This is a genomic window from Streptomyces sp. NPDC006552 (assembly GCF_040611655.1).
Taxonomy (GTDB): domain Bacteria; phylum Actinomycetota; class Actinomycetes; order Streptomycetales; family Streptomycetaceae; genus Streptomyces.
In genome coordinates this window covers 61,540-77,181 of record NZ_JBEXOS010000006.1, presented here as the reverse complement: position 1 = coordinate 77,181, position 15,642 = coordinate 61,540, and the positions used below count along the sequence as shown (strand labels likewise).

The 15,642-nt window shown below is 72.0% G+C and carries 18 protein-coding genes and 1 riboswitch; of the genes, 8 read left to right on the top strand and 10 right to left on the bottom strand.

Going from position 1 to position 15,642, the window contains the following annotated elements; translation table 11 throughout:
- Window positions 1-23: 23 nt before the first annotated feature.
- The 3 genes from ABZY33_RS05745 to ABZY33_RS05735 all read right to left on the bottom strand — a co-directional run bounded on the left by ABZY33_RS05745 (window position 24) and on the right by ABZY33_RS05735 (window position 1,985).
- Window positions 24-497, bottom strand: coding sequence for a C40 family peptidase (locus tag ABZY33_RS05745; protein WP_356490204.1), 474 nt, complete (start codon window positions 495-497; stop codon window positions 24-26).
- 3 nt (window positions 498-500) lie between these two features.
- Window positions 501-632: riboswitch (cyclic di-AMP (ydaO/yuaA leader) on the bottom strand.
- A 395-nt stretch (window positions 633-1,027) separates the two neighbouring features.
- Complete coding sequence (locus ABZY33_RS05740; protein ID WP_356490203.1) at window positions 1,028-1,336, bottom strand: hypothetical protein; 309 nt, start codon at window positions 1,334-1,336, stop codon at window positions 1,028-1,030.
- Window positions 1,337-1,343: 7 nt separating this feature from the next.
- A complete protein-coding gene (locus ABZY33_RS05735; RefSeq protein ID WP_356490291.1) occupies window positions 1,344-1,985 on the bottom strand; it encodes an ATP-dependent Clp protease proteolytic subunit in 642 nt (213 codons plus the stop codon).
- 95 nt (window positions 1,986-2,080) lie between these two features.
- On the opposite strand from ABZY33_RS05735, the gene ABZY33_RS05730 reads away from it, so the two are divergent.
- The 8 genes from ABZY33_RS05730 (at window position 2,081) to ABZY33_RS05695 (ending at window position 9,118) form a co-directional block, all read left to right on the top strand.
- Window positions 2,081-2,371: a type II toxin-antitoxin system Phd/YefM family antitoxin gene (locus tag ABZY33_RS05730; RefSeq protein WP_356490202.1), complete on the top strand. Its 291-nt coding sequence runs from the start codon at window positions 2,081-2,083 to the stop codon at window positions 2,369-2,371.
- A 307-nt stretch (window positions 2,372-2,678) separates the two neighbouring features.
- Window positions 2,679-2,981, top strand: a complete 303-nt coding sequence (locus ABZY33_RS05725) for an urease subunit gamma (RefSeq protein WP_356490201.1) — start codon at window positions 2,679-2,681, stop codon at window positions 2,979-2,981.
- A gap of 16 nt (window positions 2,982-2,997) precedes the next feature.
- Window positions 2,998-3,309, top strand: coding sequence for an urease subunit beta (locus ABZY33_RS05720; RefSeq protein ID WP_356490200.1), 312 nt, complete (start codon window positions 2,998-3,000; stop codon window positions 3,307-3,309).
- Complete coding sequence (locus ABZY33_RS05715) at window positions 3,302-5,023, top strand: urease subunit alpha (RefSeq protein ID WP_356490199.1); 1,722 nt, start codon at window positions 3,302-3,304, stop codon at window positions 5,021-5,023. The genes ABZY33_RS05720 and ABZY33_RS05715 overlap by 8 nt, the downstream gene beginning before the upstream one ends.
- Window positions 5,024-5,034: 11 nt before the next feature.
- On the top strand, window positions 5,035-5,709 hold the full coding sequence (locus ABZY33_RS05710; protein WP_356490198.1) for an urease accessory UreF family protein: 675 nt from the start codon (window positions 5,035-5,037) through the stop codon (window positions 5,707-5,709).
- Window positions 5,710-5,845: 136 nt separating this feature from the next.
- Window positions 5,846-6,535 (top strand): urease accessory protein UreG, encoded by a 690-nt coding sequence (ureG, locus tag ABZY33_RS05705; RefSeq protein WP_356490197.1) that lies wholly within the window; start codon window positions 5,846-5,848, stop codon window positions 6,533-6,535.
- Complete coding sequence (locus ABZY33_RS05700; protein ID WP_356490196.1) at window positions 6,523-7,353, top strand: urease accessory protein UreD; 831 nt, start codon at window positions 6,523-6,525, stop codon at window positions 7,351-7,353. The genes ureG and ABZY33_RS05700 overlap by 13 nt, the downstream gene beginning before the upstream one ends.
- A 190-nt stretch (window positions 7,354-7,543) precedes the next feature.
- A complete protein-coding gene (locus ABZY33_RS05695) occupies window positions 7,544-9,118 on the top strand; it encodes an alpha/beta hydrolase (protein WP_356490290.1) in 1,575 nt (524 codons plus the stop codon).
- Window positions 9,119-9,205: 87 nt separating this feature from the next.
- Here the strand turns inward: ABZY33_RS05695 and ABZY33_RS05690 are convergent, their stop codons facing one another.
- The 7 genes from ABZY33_RS05690 to ABZY33_RS05660 all read right to left on the bottom strand — a co-directional run bounded on the left by ABZY33_RS05690 (window position 9,206) and on the right by ABZY33_RS05660 (window position 15,588).
- Window positions 9,206-10,240: an NAD(P)-dependent oxidoreductase gene (locus ABZY33_RS05690; protein WP_356490195.1), complete on the bottom strand. Its 1,035-nt coding sequence runs from the start codon at window positions 10,238-10,240 to the stop codon at window positions 9,206-9,208.
- Between the two features lie 60 nt (window positions 10,241-10,300).
- On the bottom strand, window positions 10,301-11,017 hold the full coding sequence (locus ABZY33_RS05685; RefSeq protein ID WP_356490194.1) for a lysophospholipid acyltransferase family protein: 717 nt from the start codon (window positions 11,015-11,017) through the stop codon (window positions 10,301-10,303).
- A 37-nt stretch (window positions 11,018-11,054) separates the two neighbouring features.
- Window positions 11,055-11,213 carry a hypothetical protein gene (locus ABZY33_RS05680; RefSeq protein WP_324768595.1) on the bottom strand — a complete coding sequence of 53 codons (159 nt, stop codon included), beginning with the start codon at window positions 11,211-11,213 and terminating at the stop codon, window positions 11,055-11,057.
- A gap of 97 nt (window positions 11,214-11,310) precedes the next feature.
- A complete protein-coding gene (locus ABZY33_RS05675) occupies window positions 11,311-12,264 on the bottom strand; it encodes a cytochrome c oxidase assembly protein (protein ID WP_356490193.1) in 954 nt (317 codons plus the stop codon).
- A 124-nt stretch (window positions 12,265-12,388) separates the two neighbouring features.
- Window positions 12,389-13,414: a 6-phosphofructokinase gene (locus ABZY33_RS05670; protein WP_356490192.1), complete on the bottom strand. Its 1,026-nt coding sequence runs from the start codon at window positions 13,412-13,414 to the stop codon at window positions 12,389-12,391.
- A gap of 167 nt (window positions 13,415-13,581) precedes the next feature.
- Entirely contained in the window at window positions 13,582-14,313 is a 732-nt protein-coding gene (locus tag ABZY33_RS05665; RefSeq protein ID WP_356490191.1) for a glutamine amidotransferase, read from the bottom strand.
- Between the two features lie 36 nt (window positions 14,314-14,349).
- Window positions 14,350-15,588: a MurT ligase domain-containing protein gene (locus ABZY33_RS05660; protein WP_356490190.1), complete on the bottom strand. Its 1,239-nt coding sequence runs from the start codon at window positions 15,586-15,588 to the stop codon at window positions 14,350-14,352.
- Window positions 15,589-15,642 lie beyond the last annotated feature (54 nt).

Here is a 15,642-nt window from a genome sequence, read left to right as displayed (position 1 = left end):
GGGGAGCGCTCCGTACGGCGGCGTCAGCGCACCCGCCCGTACCAGACGCTCCGCGTCCAGATCTTCTCCAGCCGCACCACGGCCCCGGTCTTGGGGGAGTGCCAGATCCGTCCCTTCCCGGCGTAGATGCCGACGTGGTAGACGCTCCGGCCCGAGTGGAAGAAGACCAAATCCCCGGTCGTGCGGTGGGACGCGGCGACATGGCGGGTCTTGTTGTACTGCTGCGCGGCGGTGCGCGGCAGCTTCTTGCCCGCCCTTTTGAACGAGTAGAGCGTCAGCCCCGAGCAGTCGAACCGGTGCGGGCCCGTCGCGCCCCACTTGTAGGGCGCCCCCTTCTTGGAGGCCGCGACCTTCAGTGCCTTGGTCGAGACCGTGGCCGCCGACGCCTCGGACGCGGTGCCGGGGACCACGAGCCCGGCGCCGGCGACGGCGAGCGTCAGGGCCGAGGCGGTCCCCGCCCGGCTCAGCAGGGCGGGAACACGATTGAGCGCAGTCATGCGCAACCCTTCGTCAACCGCCTGTGAAGGGTGACCTGTCGGGTTCGGGCAGGCGAAGATGCCCGGCCGCGCGGTGCGGCTTCACCCCAAGGGCCCCTCGGACGCCACCTCCGTCGAGGTGGGCCGGCGGCCCGTCGTGCCTGGGTCCTCCACTCCTGCCGATGCACATCTGTCGACCTGGCATCCGCACGGCGGCAGGACTCGGCGTCCGCACGGACCGCCCCGCCGCGGCGGCGGGGGCTTGTCGTCGGAGGGATCTTCACGCACATTCGGGCCGGAAACCGAGTTGAACCGGCGGTAAGTGAGGCTCGTCACGCTTGACCCGTTCGGGTGGGCGTTGCTCCGTCCGGGCCGGGCCCGCGCCGCCCGACCCTGCCCGCACCAGCGGCGGAACAGCTGATTCCGGTCTCCGCGTACCCCTGGGGCGCAACTCCGGCCGCCGTGCCGCCGGGCGCATGTCTACGCCGTTTGGTGGTACACCATGTGGCCCATGGCGGCGTGATCGCGGACGGTCCGACCGAACCATGGCGTCAACTGGCCACTTCTGGCGGCAATGCGACTCTCCGTGTCCGTTTCTCACCGTCAAGGACCCGCAAGGCGCGTGTCAGAGTGGCCGCGTGCACCTCGCTCTCGCCGCGCCGGTGCATCAGTTCCAGCGCGTCCCGCAGCGCCGCTGCCCGGGCGACGAGCGCCTGCGCGGCCCGCAGCCCGCGATAGGTGTCGTCACCGCGCGCCGGATTGATGCGCGCGAGCAGATCGACCACCTCCAGGTAGCTGTCCAGGAACGCGCACTCGGCCCGGGTCAGCGCGGGCAGCGGCGGCAGTTCGGGCGGATACATCAGGACGTCACCGCACACCCGGTGCGCCGAGCCCGGCCTTGCGGCTGTGCACGACCTGGTCCACAAGGCCGTACGCCACGGCCTGCCGCGCGTCCAGCACCGTGTCCCGCTCGATGTCGCGGCCGACCTGTTCCTTCGCCCGCCCGGAATGGCGTGCGAGCAACTCCTCCAACTGCTCGCGCGTGCGCGCCATTTCGCGCGCCTGGATCTCCAGATCGCTGGGTTGCCCGTGGGCCGGCTCGGGCAGGGCGGGCTGGTCGAGCACCACCCGCGCTCCCGGCAGCACCATCCGCTTGCCCGGCGTCCCGGCGGCGAGCAGCACCGCCGCGACGGACGCGGCCTGTCCCAGGCACACCGTCTCCACGTCGCAACTGACATACCGCATCGTGTCGTAGACCGCCGTCATCGCGCTGAACGAGCCGCCGGGGGAGTTCAGGTAGAGCGAGATGTCCTGGTCCGGCGCCGCGTGTTCGAGGTGCATGAACTGGGCCATCACGTCGTTGGCGGAGGTGTCGTCCACCGGCGTCCCGAGGAAGACGATGCGCTCCTCCAGGAGCTTCGCGTACGGATCGAGCGTGCGGTGCCCCGACGCCGTGCGTTCGGTGAACTCGGGCAGGACATAGCGGCCGGCGGGCCGGTAGCGGTTCATGGCGGACGTACCTCCACTGCTCGTCACGGCTCCCGCCTGCGGAGAGCCGCCTCGGTAAAAAATGTACAGGACGTACATGACGTACGATGGGGAGCATGGCCTACGAGATTCCGGTGACGCAAGCACGGGCTGAACTCGCCGAGCTGATCAATCGCGTGGTGTACGGCGGCGAGCGCGTCGTCGTGACCCGCCACGGCAAGCCCCTCGTCGGCCTGGTCTCCGCCGCTGACCTGGAGCGACTCGAAACCCTCGCCGCGTCCGCGGCGGACTGCGCGGAGGAGCCGGCGACCACGTCCGTCTCGCGGCTGGGCTCTGCGCCGTCCGCTCCGGGCGAACGGCAGCGGTTCGGCATCGCGGCGGACCATCGCGGGCCCGAGGTCCGATAAGGGCGCACCTGCCGCCGGACGAACGAGCGGGGACCGGCGTCGGCCGAGGCGGCGCGCACGGTTCGCGCGGGCGCTCCGCATGGGCTGATGGGTATGGGGCAGGTCAGCCGTCAGCAATGCCGCGGTCAAGCAACGGTTAACGTCGTTGAAACTCCGCCCAACTAGCCTGCACCGCACGCCACCAGGGGTTTTCGTAGCCGGGTGCGCGCCGTCGCGCGCCATTCTTGTGTGTTACATCTATACCCGTCGCGGTGGCCGCGGCAGCCGGGCCCCGCACGGTCCGGAGCGAGACTGTGAGGTGGGACGCGTGCATCTGACCCCGCACGAGCAGGAGAGACTCCTGATCCATGTGGCCGCCGACGTGGCCGACAAGCGCCGGGCACGGGGTCTGCGGCTCAACCATCCGGAGGCCGTCGCCCTGATCACCTCGCACGTGCTGGAAGGCGCCCGCGACGGCCGGACCGTCGCCGAACTGATGTCGTCCGGACGCATGCTCCTCAGCCGCGCCGACGTCATGGAGGGCATCCCCGAGATGATCCACGACGTCCAGGTCGAGGCGACCTTCCCGGACGGCACCAAACTCGTCACCGTCCACGAGCCGATCGTCTGACGGGAAAGCAGCAGCCATGATTCCCGGAGAGATCCTCTTCGCCGACGAACCGGTCGGCTACAACGAAGGCCGCACCGTCATACGTATGACGGTGCTCAACGCCGCGGACCGGCCCATCCAGGTCGGCTCCCACTACCACGTCGCCGAGGCCAACCCCGGCCTCGACCTCGACCGCGCCGCCGCCCGCGGCCACCGGCTCAACATCCCCGCCGGAACCGCCGTCCGCTTCGAGCCCGGCGTCCCCGTCGAGGTCGAACTCATCCCCCTCGCGGGCCACCGGATCGTCCCCGGCCTGCGCGGCGAGACCGGAGGGCCTCTCGATGCCTGAGCTGTCCCGCGCCGCCTACGCCGACCTGTTCGGCCCCACCACCGGCGACCGCGTCCGCCTCGCCGACACCGACCTGTTCGTCGAGATCGAGGAGGACCGCTCGGGCGGCCCCGGCCGCTCCGGCGACGAGGCCGTCTTCGGCGGCGGCAAGGTCATCCGCGAATCCATGGGCCAGTCGCGGGCCACCCGCGCCGAAGGCACCCCCGACACCGTCATCACCGGCGCCCTGATCATCGACCACTGGGGCATCGTCAAGGCCGACATCGGCATCCGCGACGGCCGGATCACCGGCATCGGCAAGGCCGGCAACCCCGACACCATGGACGGCGTCCACCCCGACCTCGTCATCGGCCCGGAGACGGAGGTCCTCGCGGGCAACGGCAAGATCATCACCGCGGGCGGCATCGACACCCACATCCACTTCATCTCGCCGACCCTCGTCGACGAGGCCCTCGCCTCCGGCGTCACGACCCTCATCGGCGGCGGCACAGGCCCGGCCGAGGGCTCCAAGGCGACCACCATCACCCCCGGCTCCTGGCACCTCGCCCGGATGTTCGCGGCGATGGAGGACAGCCCCGTCAACGTCGGGTTCCTCGGCAAGGGCAACACCATGTCGAAGGAGTCGATGCGCAACCAGCTGCGCGCGGGCGTCCTCGGCTTCAAGATCCACGAGGACTGGGGCGCCACCCCGGCCGTGATCTCCGCCTGCCTCGACGTGTGCGAGGAGTCCGGCGCCCAACTCGCCGTCCACTCCGACACGCTGAACGAGGCCGGCTTCGTCCAGGACACCTTCGACGCGGTCGCGGGCCGGACCCTGCACGCCTTCCACGTCGAGGGCGCCGGTGGCGGACACGCTCCGGACATGATCACCGCCGTGCAACTGCCCAACATGCTGCCCAGCTCCACCAACCCGACCCGGCCGCACACCGTCAACACCGTCGAGGAACACCTCGACATGCTGATGGTCTGCCACCACCTCAACCCGGCCGTCCCCGAGGACCTCGCCTTCGCCGAGTCCCGCATCCGGCCCACCACCATCGCGGCCGAGGACATCCTGCACGACATGGGTGCCATCTCGATCATGTCGTCGGACTCGCAGGCCATGGGCCGCATCGGCGAGGTCGTCCTGCGCACCTGGCAGACCGCCCACGTCATGAAGCGCCGCCGCGGCTTCCTGCCCGGCGACACCCGCGCCGACAACCGGCGCGCCCGCCGCTACGTCGCCAAGTACACGATCAACGCGGCCCTCGCCCAGGGCATCGAGCACGAGGTCGGCTCCGTCGAGACCGGCAAACTCGCCGACCTGGTGCTCTGGGACCCGAAGTTCTTCGGGGTGAAACCGCAGGTCGTCCTCAAGGGCGGACAGATCGCCTACGCGCAGATGGGCGACGCCAACGCCTCCATCCCCACCCCCCAGCCGGTGCTGCCGCGCCCGATGTTCGGCGCGTACGGCCGGGCCCCGGCGGCCAACTCGGTGAACTTCACCAGCGAATGGGCCCTGGAGGACGGCCTGCCGGAGCGGCTGGGCCTGGGCCGGGCGTTCGTCCCGATCCGCTCGACCCGCGGCCGCACCAAGGCCGACATGCGCAACAACGACGCCCTGCCGCGCGTGGAGGTCGCCCCCGACTCGTTCGCCGTGACCATCGACGGCGAACTCGTCGAACCCGCCCCCGCCGTCGAACTGCCGCTGGCCCAGCGGTACTTCCTGTTCTGAGTCGCGACGCCATGACACGTGCGACCCTGCTCGTCCTGGCCGACGGCCGCTTCCCCGCCGGCGGGCACGCCCACTCCGGCGGGGCGGAGCCCGCCGTCCGGGCGGGCCGCGTCACCGACGCCGCGAGCCTGGAGGAGTTCTGCCGCGGCCGGCTGCACACCAGCGGCCTCGTGGCGGCCGCCCTTGCCGCCGCCGCGGCGCTCGGCGTCGATCCCGTCGCGCTGGACGCGGCGGCCGACGCCCGCACCCCGTCGGCGGCCCTGCGCGTGGCCGCGCGCAGGCTCGGCCGACAGCTGACCCGAGCCGCCCGCGCCACCTGGCCGGGGCCCGAACTGGACGCTCTGGCACGGCAGTTCCCCAAGGGCGCGCACCAGCCGGTCGTGTTGGGCCTGACCGCCCGCGCGGCCGGGCTCGGCCCCGAGGACGCCGCGTACTGCTGCGCGTACGAAGGTGTCAGCGGGCCCGCGACCGCCGTCGTGCGCCTGCTGAGCCTGGACCCCTTCGACGCGACCGGGGTGCTCGCGCGGCTCGCGCCCGAGCTGGATCTCGTCGTGCGGGACGCTGTGGACGTGGCGCGCTGGGCCGTCGACGAGGGCGTCGACATGCTGCCCGCCCGCTCCGCGCCGCTGCTCGACATCGGAGCGGAGACGCACGCCGCCTGGCCGGTGCGCCTCTTCGCGTCCTAGATCCGCCCCTGCACCCCCTCGGGCAACGCCGGTGCCCGCCCCGCACAACGCCGCGGAGGGAGTTCCGCGACGGACCCCGCAGTGCCCCCGACTGAGCCGGCCGCTCATGTCCCTCACGAAACCGGAGCCGTAGACCATGCACCTCGACCACTCCCACGACGGTCCCGCCGCCGTCTCCGCCGACGCCCACCGGCCCGACGGAACCCGCCGCGCCCTGCGCATCGGGCTCGGCGGCCCGGTCGGCTCCGGCAAGACCGCCACCGTCGCCGCGCTCTGCCGCGCCCTGCGCGACGAGCTCTCCCTCGCCGTCGTCACCAACGACATCTACACGCGCGAGGACGCCGAGTTCCTGCTGCGCGAGGCCGTGCTGCCGCCCGAGCGGATCACCGCCGTGGAGACGGGCGCCTGCCCGCACACGGCGATCCGCGACGACATCTCCGCCAACCTCGAAGCCGTCGAGGACCTGGAGACGGACTTCGCCGAGGGCGCGGGCCCCCTCGACCTGATCCTCGTCGAGTCCGGCGGCGACAACCTGACCGCCACCTTCTCCAAGGGCCTCGTCGACGCGCAGGTCTTCGTCATCGACGTCGCGGGCGGCGACGACATCCCGCGCAAGGGCGGCCCCGGCGTCACCACCGCCGACCTGCTCGTCATCAACAAGACCGACCTCGCCCCCTACGTCGGCTCGGACCTTGCCCGGATGGCCGCCGACGCCAAGGAGGCCCGGGGCGCCCTTCCCGTCGTGCTCCAGTCGTTGCGCTCGCAGGCCGGAGTCGCCGAGGTCGCGGCCTGGGTGCGCGCGAAGTTCGCCGCATGGACCGCGTGAGCGTCCACGCCGGCGCGCCGCGGCCGGGAGTCCGGCCCGGCAGCGGGCCCGGCGGCTCGCGCGCGGGCGTCCGGTCCACCGCCCGGATCACCGCCCGCGCCGACGGCCGGGGCGGCACCGCGCTGCCCGTGCTGGCGAGCGAGGGCTCGTTCGCGCTCCGCCGGATCCGGGCCGCCGGTGCCGAGGCCCGCGTCGTCCTGGTCGGCGCCATGAGCGGCCCGCTCGGCGGCGACCACGTCACCGTCGAGGCCCGCGCGGACGAAGGCGCCCACCTGCGCCTCGGCTCGGTCGCGGCCACCCTCGCCCTGCCCGGCCAGGTGAAGGAGGAGGCCCGCTACGACGTCCGGCTCACCGTCGCCGACGGCGGCCGCCTCGACTGGCTGCCGGAACAGCTGATCTCGGTGGCCGACAGCGACCTGCGGGTCACCACCCGCGTCGATCTCGCCCCCGGCGCCCGCCTCGTGCTCCGCGAGGAACAGGTCCTCGGCCGGACCGGCGAGCGCCCGGGCCGGCTCACCAGCCGCCTGACACTGCACCACGCCGGCCGCCCGCTGCTCGACCAGGAACTCGCCTGCGGCCCCGGCGCCCCCGGCGGCTGGGACGGCCCCGCGGTGCTGGCCGGATACCGGGCTCTGGGCCAACTCGTCGTCGTACGGCCGGAGTTCGCGGACGCGCCGCCGTCCGCTACGGTGCTCGACGCGGACGGCACCGCCGTGCTCTCCCCGCTTCCGGGGCCCGCGGTCCTGGTCACCGCGGTCGCCCCCGACGCGCTGCGGCTGCGCCGGGCCCTGGACGCAGCGCTGGGCCGACTGCTCTGACCGCTCACCGGGACGGGTCATACCGTTTATCGGATTGGTAAAGAACGCCCCTCTTCTCTGTTGTCAGGGACCCCACACACGACAGGATCCGCGTACCGATCGGCAACACGATCGACGTAACGATCGAATCGATGTGCGGAGGCCTCACGTGAGACAGACTCGACGCACGAGTCGCGGCAGCCGGAAGGCGGTGGTCGGTTCCGCGAGCGCGTTCGCCGCCGCGGCGCTGATAGCGGGAGCGGTCGCCGCCCCCGCGGCCAACGCCCAGCAGCGTCCGAACGGCGGCCACAGCCAGGTCCGTGAGACGGTGGGCGCCGCCGTCGCCGCCGCCCGAGCCGCCAAGAAGGGCGTCGACTGGCAGGACTGCCCCGCCGACTGGGGCTTCGCCAAGCCCATCCAGTGCGGCTGGGTCACCGTGCCGCTCGACTACGCCAGGCCGAACGGCAAGCAGATCAAGCTCGCCGTCGACCGCGTCGGCTCCACCGGGACCGAGGACGAGCGCCAGGGCTCGCTCGTCTACAACCCGGGTGGCCCCGGCGGCTCGGGCCTGCGCTTCCCGACCCGCGTGACCACCAAGAACCCGATCTACGCGAAGATGGCGAAGGCGTACGACTTCGTCGGCTTCGACCCGCGCGGCGTGGGCCACTCGGCGCCCATCTCCTGCATCGACCCGCAGGAGTTCGTCAAGGCCCCCAAGGCCGACCCGGTCCCGGACGACGAGGCGGACAAGCGCGCCCAGCGCAAGCTCGCCAAGGAGTACGCGGACGGCTGCTACGAGCGCAGCGGCGAGATGCTGCCGCAGATGACGACGCCGAACACCGCGCGCGACCTCGACGTCATCCGCGCCGCCCTCGGCGACAAGAAGCTCAACTACCTGGGCGTCTCCTACGGCACCTACCTGGGCGCCGTCTACGGCACGCTCTTCCCGGGCCACGTCCGCCGCATGATCGTGGACAGCGTCGTCAACCCGGCCAAGTCCAACATCTGGTACGAGGCCAACCTCAACCAGGACATCGCCTTCGAGGGCCGCTGGAAGGACTGGCAGGACTGGGTCGCGAAGAACGACGCCACCTTCCACCTCGGTGACACGCGTGCCAAGGTGCAGCAGCAGTGGCTGACCCTGCGCGCTGCCGCGAAGAAGAGCCCCCTCGGCGGGGTCGTCGGCCCGGCCGAGCTGATCGGCTTCTTCCAGAGCGCGCCGTACTACGACTCGTCGTGGGTGCCGGTCGCCCAGACGTGGAGCAAGTACGTCGCCGGTGACACGCAGGCCCTGGTCGACGCCATCGCCCCGGACCTCTCCGACACCGCGGGCAACGCCGCCTCGGAGAACAGCAACGCGGTCTACACCGCGGTCGAGTGCGCCGACGCCAAGTGGCCCACCAGCTGGCAGAAGTGGGACAAGGACAACACGCGGCTGCACAAGGACTACCCGTTCATGACGTGGGCCAACGCGTGGATGAACCTGCCCTGCGCCACCTGGAAGACCAAGCAGCAGACGCCGGTCGAGGTCAAGACCGGCAAGGGCCTGCCGCCGGTCCTGATCGTGCAGTCCACGCGCGACGCCGCCACCCCCTACGAGGGCGCGGTCGAGCTGCACAAGCGCTTCAAGGGCTCCCGCCTCATCACCGAGAAGGACGCGGGCTCCCACGGCGTCACCGGTCTGACCAACCCCTGCATCAACGACCGGGTCGACACCTACCTGCTCACCGGCAAGACCGACAGCAAGGACGTGACGTGCGCCCCGCACGCCACCCCGAAGCCCTGACGTCCGCCTGAGCACCGTCGCACCCCGAGGTCCGGTTCCCGCCACAACGGCGGGGACCGGGCCTCGGGGCGTGTCGCGGAGATCCCGTCAGCCCCGCGCGGCCAGCCACGCGTCCTCGGCCGCGTAGTCGAAGAGCCCCGTCGTATAGCTCGCCACCATCTTCGGGAAGCCGTCCACCCAATCCCGCTCCCGCAGCCGCCCGGCGAGCCACTCCACCGTCTCCGGGAGCGCGTCCGCGTACGTCGTGACGGGCCGGTACCCCAGCTCCCGCTCCGCGGCCGCCATGTCGAGGACGAACGGGTGCGGCAGCGACCACGGCGTGTCCCCGACGGTCGGCGCCGGCGGCGGCCCGTCGACGAGCACCGTCTCCGTCTCCACCCCCATCACCGCGTCCACCATGGCGCCGATCTCGGCGACCGTCGGACAGTGCGGGTCCGCCGCGTTCAGCACCCGCGAGCCGGGACGGGCCGCCGCCAGCCGCACCAGCTCCGCCACGTTGTGCACGCTCGCCGGGTGGAAGCGGCTGCGCCCGCCCCAGCAGAGCACGCGCGTGCGCCGCCCGTCGAGGTTGCGCTTGACGAAGTACAGCTCACGCGGCGTGCGGCAGTGCGGCCCGTACACCGCGCTCGCCCGTAGCAGCGTCGTCGGCAGCCGCTCCCCGAGAGCCAGCAGGTCCCGCTCCAGCAGGACCTTGCGCGTCCCGTACGTGGCCTCGCCCGCCGCGACCGTCCGGCCCGACTCCCGCACCGGCACCGGGAAGCGCGGCGCCCCGTCCGGCTCCTCCTGCGTGTCGAAGCTGCGCCCCCGCTCGTCCTCGTACACGGCGCCGCTGGAGATCACCACCGCCGAACCGATCCGGCCGGCGAGCGCCGCCAGCTGCCCGCCGTGCCGCCGGTCGAACGCCACCAGGTCCACGACCAGGTCGACCCCGTCCCCGACCAGCGCGGCGAGCGCCGCGTCGTCGTCCCGGTCCAGCGCCACCGAGCGCACCTCGTCCGGCCAGGCCGCGTCCCGGCCGCCGCCCCGGGAGGCCGCCGTCACCGCCCAGCCGTCGCCCGCGAGCGCCCGCACCGCCGGGCGCCCCATCTGCCCCGCTCCACCGATCACCAAAGCCGTCTTCATGCCCGGACCGTACGTCGGCCCGCGGGCCGGCCCCGGCGGATTCTGCTCAGCGCAGAGCGCTCAGCTCAGCGGCATCCGCGGGAACCTGCGCGCCTTCGCCTCCTCGGCCTCCGCCTTCACCACCGCCGCGTACCTGTCGACGTACTCCTGCCCGGACAGGTCGAGGATCGCGTACATGATCTCGTCGGTGACGGCGCGCAGCACCGCCTTCTCGCCGTCCATCCCCGCGTACCGGGAGAACTCCAGCGGCGCGCCGAACCGGATCGTCACGCGGCGCATCTTCGGGATCTTGCGGCCCGGCGGCTGGGCCTCGAAGGTGCCGATCATCGCGCACGGGACGACCGGGGCCTGGGCCTGCAATGCCATCGCCGCGACACCGACCTTGCCCTTGTAGAGGCGGCCGTCGTGCGAGCGCGTGCCCTCCGGATAGATGCCGAGCAGTTCGTCGCGGCGCAGCACCCCGAGCCCCTCCCGGATCGCGGCCTGCCCGGCTTCCTTGCCCGAGCGGTCGACGGGGATCTGGCCCGCGCTGCGGAAGAACGCGGCGGTCAGCCGTCCCTTGACGCCCGGCCCGGTGAAGTACTCGGCCTTCGCCAGGAACGTGATGCGCCGCTTGATGATGGCCGGCATCAGGAAGTGGTCGGAGAACGACAGGTGGTTGCCCGCGATGATCGCCGCGCCCGACTCCGGGATGTGCTCAAGGCCCTCGATCCGCGGCCGGAACATCAGCCGCAGCAGCGGCCCGAGAAGCACGTACTTGAGCAGACGGTAGAACATGCCTGGTCGCCTTCCCCCATACAACGCTCCGGACGCGTCAGGCGCTGCGCGAGGCCACCATCGCGACCGTGATCAGCCCCAGCACCACCCAGCCGAACCACAACCAGCCGTTGCTGCCGAGCGCCACCGTGTAGGCGGTGACGGCCACCAGGCCGCCGACGGTGAACACACCCATCGTCTTCGTCGAACCGGGCATCACGCACGCTCCTCCCGGCAGCCCGGACGACGTACGCGACGTGCGGCGCCCGAACCGCGGCCAGAAGGCCATAGTCACCCGTGAGGGGCCGGTGGCGCTACTGCCCGCGCGCGTTCAACGAGGCGAGATAGGCGTTGTACGCCGCCAGCTCCTTGTCGCCGTCCCGGTCCGCCGCCCGGTCCGTACGGCGCGCCTGGCGGTCCTCGGACTTCTTCCACTGGAAGAGCAGCGCCAGCAGCACCAGGACCGACGGCACCTCGCTGAAGGCCCACGCGATACCGCCCGCCGCCGTCTGGTCGGAGAGCGGATCGATGCCGAGCGAGGCCGGCGGATTGTCGAACGTACCGACCATCGACGTGCTCGCCATCATCAGCGCGATCCCGAAGAAGGCGTGGAACGGCATGCCCGCGAACAGCTCCAGCATCCGCATCACGTACCCCGGGCGGTGCGGCCCCGGGTCCACGCCCATGATCGGCCAGAAGAAGACCACGCCGACCGCGAGGAAGTGCACCATCATCGCGAGGTGCCCGGCCTTCGAGCCCATGAGGAAGTCGAACAGGGGCGTGAAGTAGAGCGCGTACAGGCTCGCGATGAACAGCGGGATCGTGAACGCGGGGTGGGTGATGATCCGCATGTAGCGGCTGTGCAGCAGCATCAGCAACAGCTCCCGCGGCCCCTTGCTGCCGCGCTGCGCCGCCACCGGCAGGGCCCGCAGCGCGAGCGTGATCGGGGCACCCATGAGCAGCAGGATCGGCGACAGCATGCTGATGACCATGTGCTGCACCATGTGCACGCTGAACATGACCATCCCGTAGTCGTTCAGCTTCGTGCACATCACCAGGGCGATGGTCAGGACGCCCACCACGAAGGCGAGGGTCCGCGTCACCGGCCAGGAGTCACCGCGGCGCCCGAGCCGGACCACCGCGAACCCGTAGAGGGCGAGCGCCAGGAGGCAGCCGACGAGGAAGAAGGGGTCGGCCGACCACTGGAGGCCGCGCCCCAGCGTGAACGGCGGCAGATCCATGTTCATGCCGTGCCCGCTGTGATCCATCCGCCGGCTCCTGTTGCTCGTTTCGTACGGATTGTGCGGGACCAGCGTAGAGCTGCCCCCGGCCGCGGGTGCGGCCGGGGGCAGCTCTCTGCAAAGAACGGACAAAGACGCCGAGGTCAGCGGGTCACAGCACGCACTCCGCCTCGGCGTAGCGCTCCGCGGGCACGGTCTTCAGCGTCTCGACCGCCTCGGCGAGCGGCACCATCACGATGTCGGTGCCGCGAAGCGCCGTCATCTTGCCGAACTCGCCGCGGTGCACGGCCTCCACGGCGTGCCAGCCGAACCGCGTCGCGAGGACCCGGTCGTACGCGGTGGGCGTGCCGCCGCGCTGCACGTGGCCGAGGATCACCGGACGCGCCTCCTTGCCCAGGCGCTGCTCCAGCTCGATGGAGAGCTGGCGGGCGATCCCCGCGAAGCGCTCGTGGCCGTAGACGTCCCTGCCGCCCTCGTCGTACTCCATCGAGCCGGCCCGGGGCTTGGCGCCCTCGGCGACCACGACGATGGCGAACCTCTTGCCGGCCTCGAACCGCTCGCCGACCTTGCGGGTCAGCTCCTCAATGTCGAAGGGGCGCTCGGGCACCACGACGGCGTGCGCGCCCGCGGCCATGCCGGAGTGGAGCGCGATCCAGCCGGTGTGCCGCCCCATGACCTCGACGATCAGGACGCGCTGGTGCGACTCGGCGGTCGTCTTCAGCCGGTCGAGCGCCTCGGTGGCGACGCCGACGGCCGTGTCGAAGCCGAACGTCACGTCGGTGACGGCGATGTCGTTGTCGATGGTCTTCGGCACGCCGACGATCGGCAGGCCGCCGTCGGACAGGAGCCGGGCCGCCTTCAGCGTGCCCTCGCCGCCGATCGGGATGATCGCGTCGAGGCCGAGGTCGACGAGGTGTCCCTTGGCGCGCTCGACGCCGTCCCGCAGATGCGCCGGCTGTACCCGCGAGGAGCCGAGGACGGTGCCGCCGCGGGCGAGGATGCCGCTCACCGCGTCCAGGTCCAGCTTGCGGTAGTCGCATTCGAGCAGGCCCTTCCACCCGTCGTGGAAGCCGATGACCTCGTCGCCGTGGTCGACGACGGCACGGTGGACGACCGAACGGATCACGGCGTTCAGACCGGGACAGTCGCCGCCGGAGGTGAGGACACCAATACGCATGAGCCCGGAATACCTTTGCAAAGTGGGCCGATGGCCGGACCGCGTCGTCCGGCTGGATTCCCCGTACCTTATCGGCGCCCGGGGGCCCCTCCGTAAGGGCCGTCCGACAGATGGACAGCCCCGCTCAGATGGGCGCGGAAGCGCCCTTTAGGGCCGCGGGCACCGGCTCAGGCGGGCTGAGCCGTGGCGGCCGCGATCCGCTCGTTGCGCAGCGCCTCGTACCACCGGTCGTCCACCGGCGGCAGCGCGTTCACGTCGAGCGCCAGCTTCAGCAGCAGGTCGGCGATGTGCGGGTTGCGCGCCAGCACGGGCCCGTGCATGTACGTGCCGAAGACCGTGTCGTTGAAGGCGCCCTCGGTGCCGTCCCCGGTGCCGTTGCCCTTGCCGATCCGGGTGCGGGCGAACGGACGGGCCGACGGGCCGAGGTGGGTGACGCCCTGGTGGTTCTCGAACCCGGTGAGGGGCGGCAGCCCCAGTTGCGGGTCGATGTCGCCCAGGACGTCACCGACGCACCGCTCGCCCTCGCCGCGGGTGGAGACCACGTCGAGCAGGCCGAGGCCCGGCTCGCGCTCCCCGAGGTCGTTGATGAACTCGTGGCCGAGGATCTGGTATCCGGCGCAGACGGAGAAGACGATCGCCCCGTTGGCCACGGCGCGCTGCAGGCCGCCGTCACGGCGCAGCCGCTCGGCCGCGAGCCGCTGCGGCCGGTCCTCGCCGCCGCCGATCAGGTAGATGTCGCCGGAGGTGGGCACCGGCTGGTCGCTGCGCACGTCGTGGCGCTCGACCTGGAGGCGGCGCTGGCGGGCGCGGCGCTCCACCACGAGGGCGTTGCCCTGGTCGCCGTAGGTGCTCAGCAGGTCGGGGTAGACCCACACCAGACGCAGGCTGTTGTCGCTCATGCTCATGATCCTTAGCTCGTCCTCGTGCGGATCCGGTCAGTTGCCCACGCGGCGGCGGACGTCCTGGAACGCGGTGTAGTTGGCGATGAGCTCGATTCGTCCCGGCGGGGACATCTGCACCGCCTCGTCGAGCGTCTCGCAGACCCGGAAGTCCAGGTTCGCGACCTCCAGGCGGACCGCGAGGTCGAGCTTGCGGTCGCCGATGACGCAGATCGGGTGGCCACCGAGCCGGGTGTAGTCGACGTCCCAGAGCCAGGAGGTGTCGGTGCCGTCGGCCCCGCGCGCGTTCACGGACAGGATCACCGGCGTGGGCGGCGGGTCGATCAGGGTGAACGTCTCCAGCCAGCCCGCCGGGTTCTTCGCGAGCAGCAACCGCAGGTCGCGGTCCTGGAAGTGCACGACGTCGTAGCGGCCGGCCACGGCCTGCACCTGGTACATGCGCTCCAGGGCGACCTGCGGCGGCACCCCGAAGCAGGCGGCGACGGCGGCCGAGGAGGCGGCGTTCGCCTTGTTGGCGCGGCCGGGCAGCTGGAGGTGGATCGGCCAGGCGGAGCCGTGCGGGTCGAGCACGTAGTCGCCCTGGAGGGCCCAGCTCGCGGTGGGGCGCCGGAAACCGCACTCGCCGCAGAACCAGTCGTCGCCGGGGCGCTGCATCACGCCGCCGCACGCCGGGCAGGACCAGGCGTCGTCCTTCCACTCCTGGCCCGCGGCGACCCACACCACGTTCGGCGAGGAGGAGGCGGCCCACACCACGAGCGGGTCGTCCGCGTTGGCGATCACGATGGCCTTCGAACCGGCGAGCCCCTCACGCCACTTCTCGGCGAGCATGCGGGTCTCGGCGGCACGGTCGAGCTGGTCACGCGAGAGGTTGAGGAGGGCGATCGCCTTGGGAGCGGTGTCCCGGGCGACCCCGGCCAGGTACTTCTCGTCGACCTCGATGACGCCGAACTTGGCGTCGGAGCCGCCGGCCAGCGCGGAGGTGATGCCCGCCGGCATGTTCGCGCCCAGCGCGTTCGAGACGACCGGGCCGCTGGCGCGCAGGGCCTCGGCGATCAGGCGCGTGGTGGTCGTCTTGCCGTTCGTGGCGGAGACGAGCACCACGTCGAGGTGCTGGGCGAGCCGTCCGAGCAGCTCGGGGTCGAACTTGAGCGCGACCTTGCCGCCGATCACCGATCCGCTGCCGCGGCCCGCCGCCCGCGACACCGCGGCCGCGGCCTTTCCGGCCGTCACGGCCAGCTTGGCCCGCGGAGTCATCGACTCCGAGTTGCCTGACATTGTTGGGTCCTCCTTGCGTACGGCGCCGCGCCTGCCCCGGGCATCGCTTCCGGC

Excerpts from the sequence above, each read along its gene's own strand:
- ABZY33_RS05735 (WP_356490291.1), bottom strand. The coding sequence starts at position 1,985 with ATGAACCGCTACCGGCCCGCCGGCCGCTATGTCCTGCCCGAGTTCACC.
- ABZY33_RS05730 (WP_356490202.1), top strand. The coding sequence starts at position 2,081 with ATGGCCTACGAGATTCCGGTGACGCAAGCACGGGCTGAACTCGCCGAG.
- ABZY33_RS05665 (WP_356490191.1), bottom strand. The coding sequence starts at position 14,313 with ATGAGCGACAACAGCCTGCGTCTGGTGTGGGTCTACCCCGACCTGCTG.
- ABZY33_RS05670 (WP_356490192.1), bottom strand. The coding sequence starts at position 13,414 with ATGCGTATTGGTGTCCTCACCTCCGGCGGCGACTGTCCCGGTCTGAAC.
- ureG (WP_356490197.1), top strand. The coding sequence starts at position 5,846 with ATGCACCTCGACCACTCCCACGACGGTCCCGCCGCCGTCTCCGCCGAC.
- ABZY33_RS05740 (WP_356490203.1), bottom strand. The coding sequence starts at position 1,336 with ATGTATCCGCCCGAACTGCCGCCGCTGCCCGCGCTGACCCGGGCCGAG.
- ABZY33_RS05710 (WP_356490198.1), top strand. The coding sequence starts at position 5,035 with ATGACACGTGCGACCCTGCTCGTCCTGGCCGACGGCCGCTTCCCCGCC.
- ABZY33_RS05680 (WP_324768595.1), bottom strand. The coding sequence starts at position 11,213 with ATGCCCGGTTCGACGAAGACGATGGGTGTGTTCACCGTCGGCGGCCTG.
- ABZY33_RS05720 (WP_356490200.1), top strand. The coding sequence starts at position 2,998 with ATGATTCCCGGAGAGATCCTCTTCGCCGACGAACCGGTCGGCTACAAC.
- ABZY33_RS05690 (WP_356490195.1), bottom strand. The coding sequence starts at position 10,240 with ATGAAGACGGCTTTGGTGATCGGTGGAGCGGGGCAGATGGGGCGCCCG.
- ABZY33_RS05675 (WP_356490193.1), bottom strand. The coding sequence starts at position 12,264 with ATGGATCACAGCGGGCACGGCATGAACATGGATCTGCCGCCGTTCACG.
- ABZY33_RS05660 (WP_356490190.1), bottom strand. The coding sequence starts at position 15,588 with ATGTCAGGCAACTCGGAGTCGATGACTCCGCGGGCCAAGCTGGCCGTG.
- ABZY33_RS05685 (WP_356490194.1), bottom strand. The coding sequence starts at position 11,017 with ATGTTCTACCGTCTGCTCAAGTACGTGCTTCTCGGGCCGCTGCTGCGG.
- ABZY33_RS05715 (WP_356490199.1), top strand. The coding sequence starts at position 3,302 with ATGCCTGAGCTGTCCCGCGCCGCCTACGCCGACCTGTTCGGCCCCACC.
- ABZY33_RS05745 (WP_356490204.1), bottom strand. The coding sequence starts at position 497 with ATGACTGCGCTCAATCGTGTTCCCGCCCTGCTGAGCCGGGCGGGGACC.
- ABZY33_RS05700 (WP_356490196.1), top strand. The coding sequence starts at position 6,523 with ATGGACCGCGTGAGCGTCCACGCCGGCGCGCCGCGGCCGGGAGTCCGG.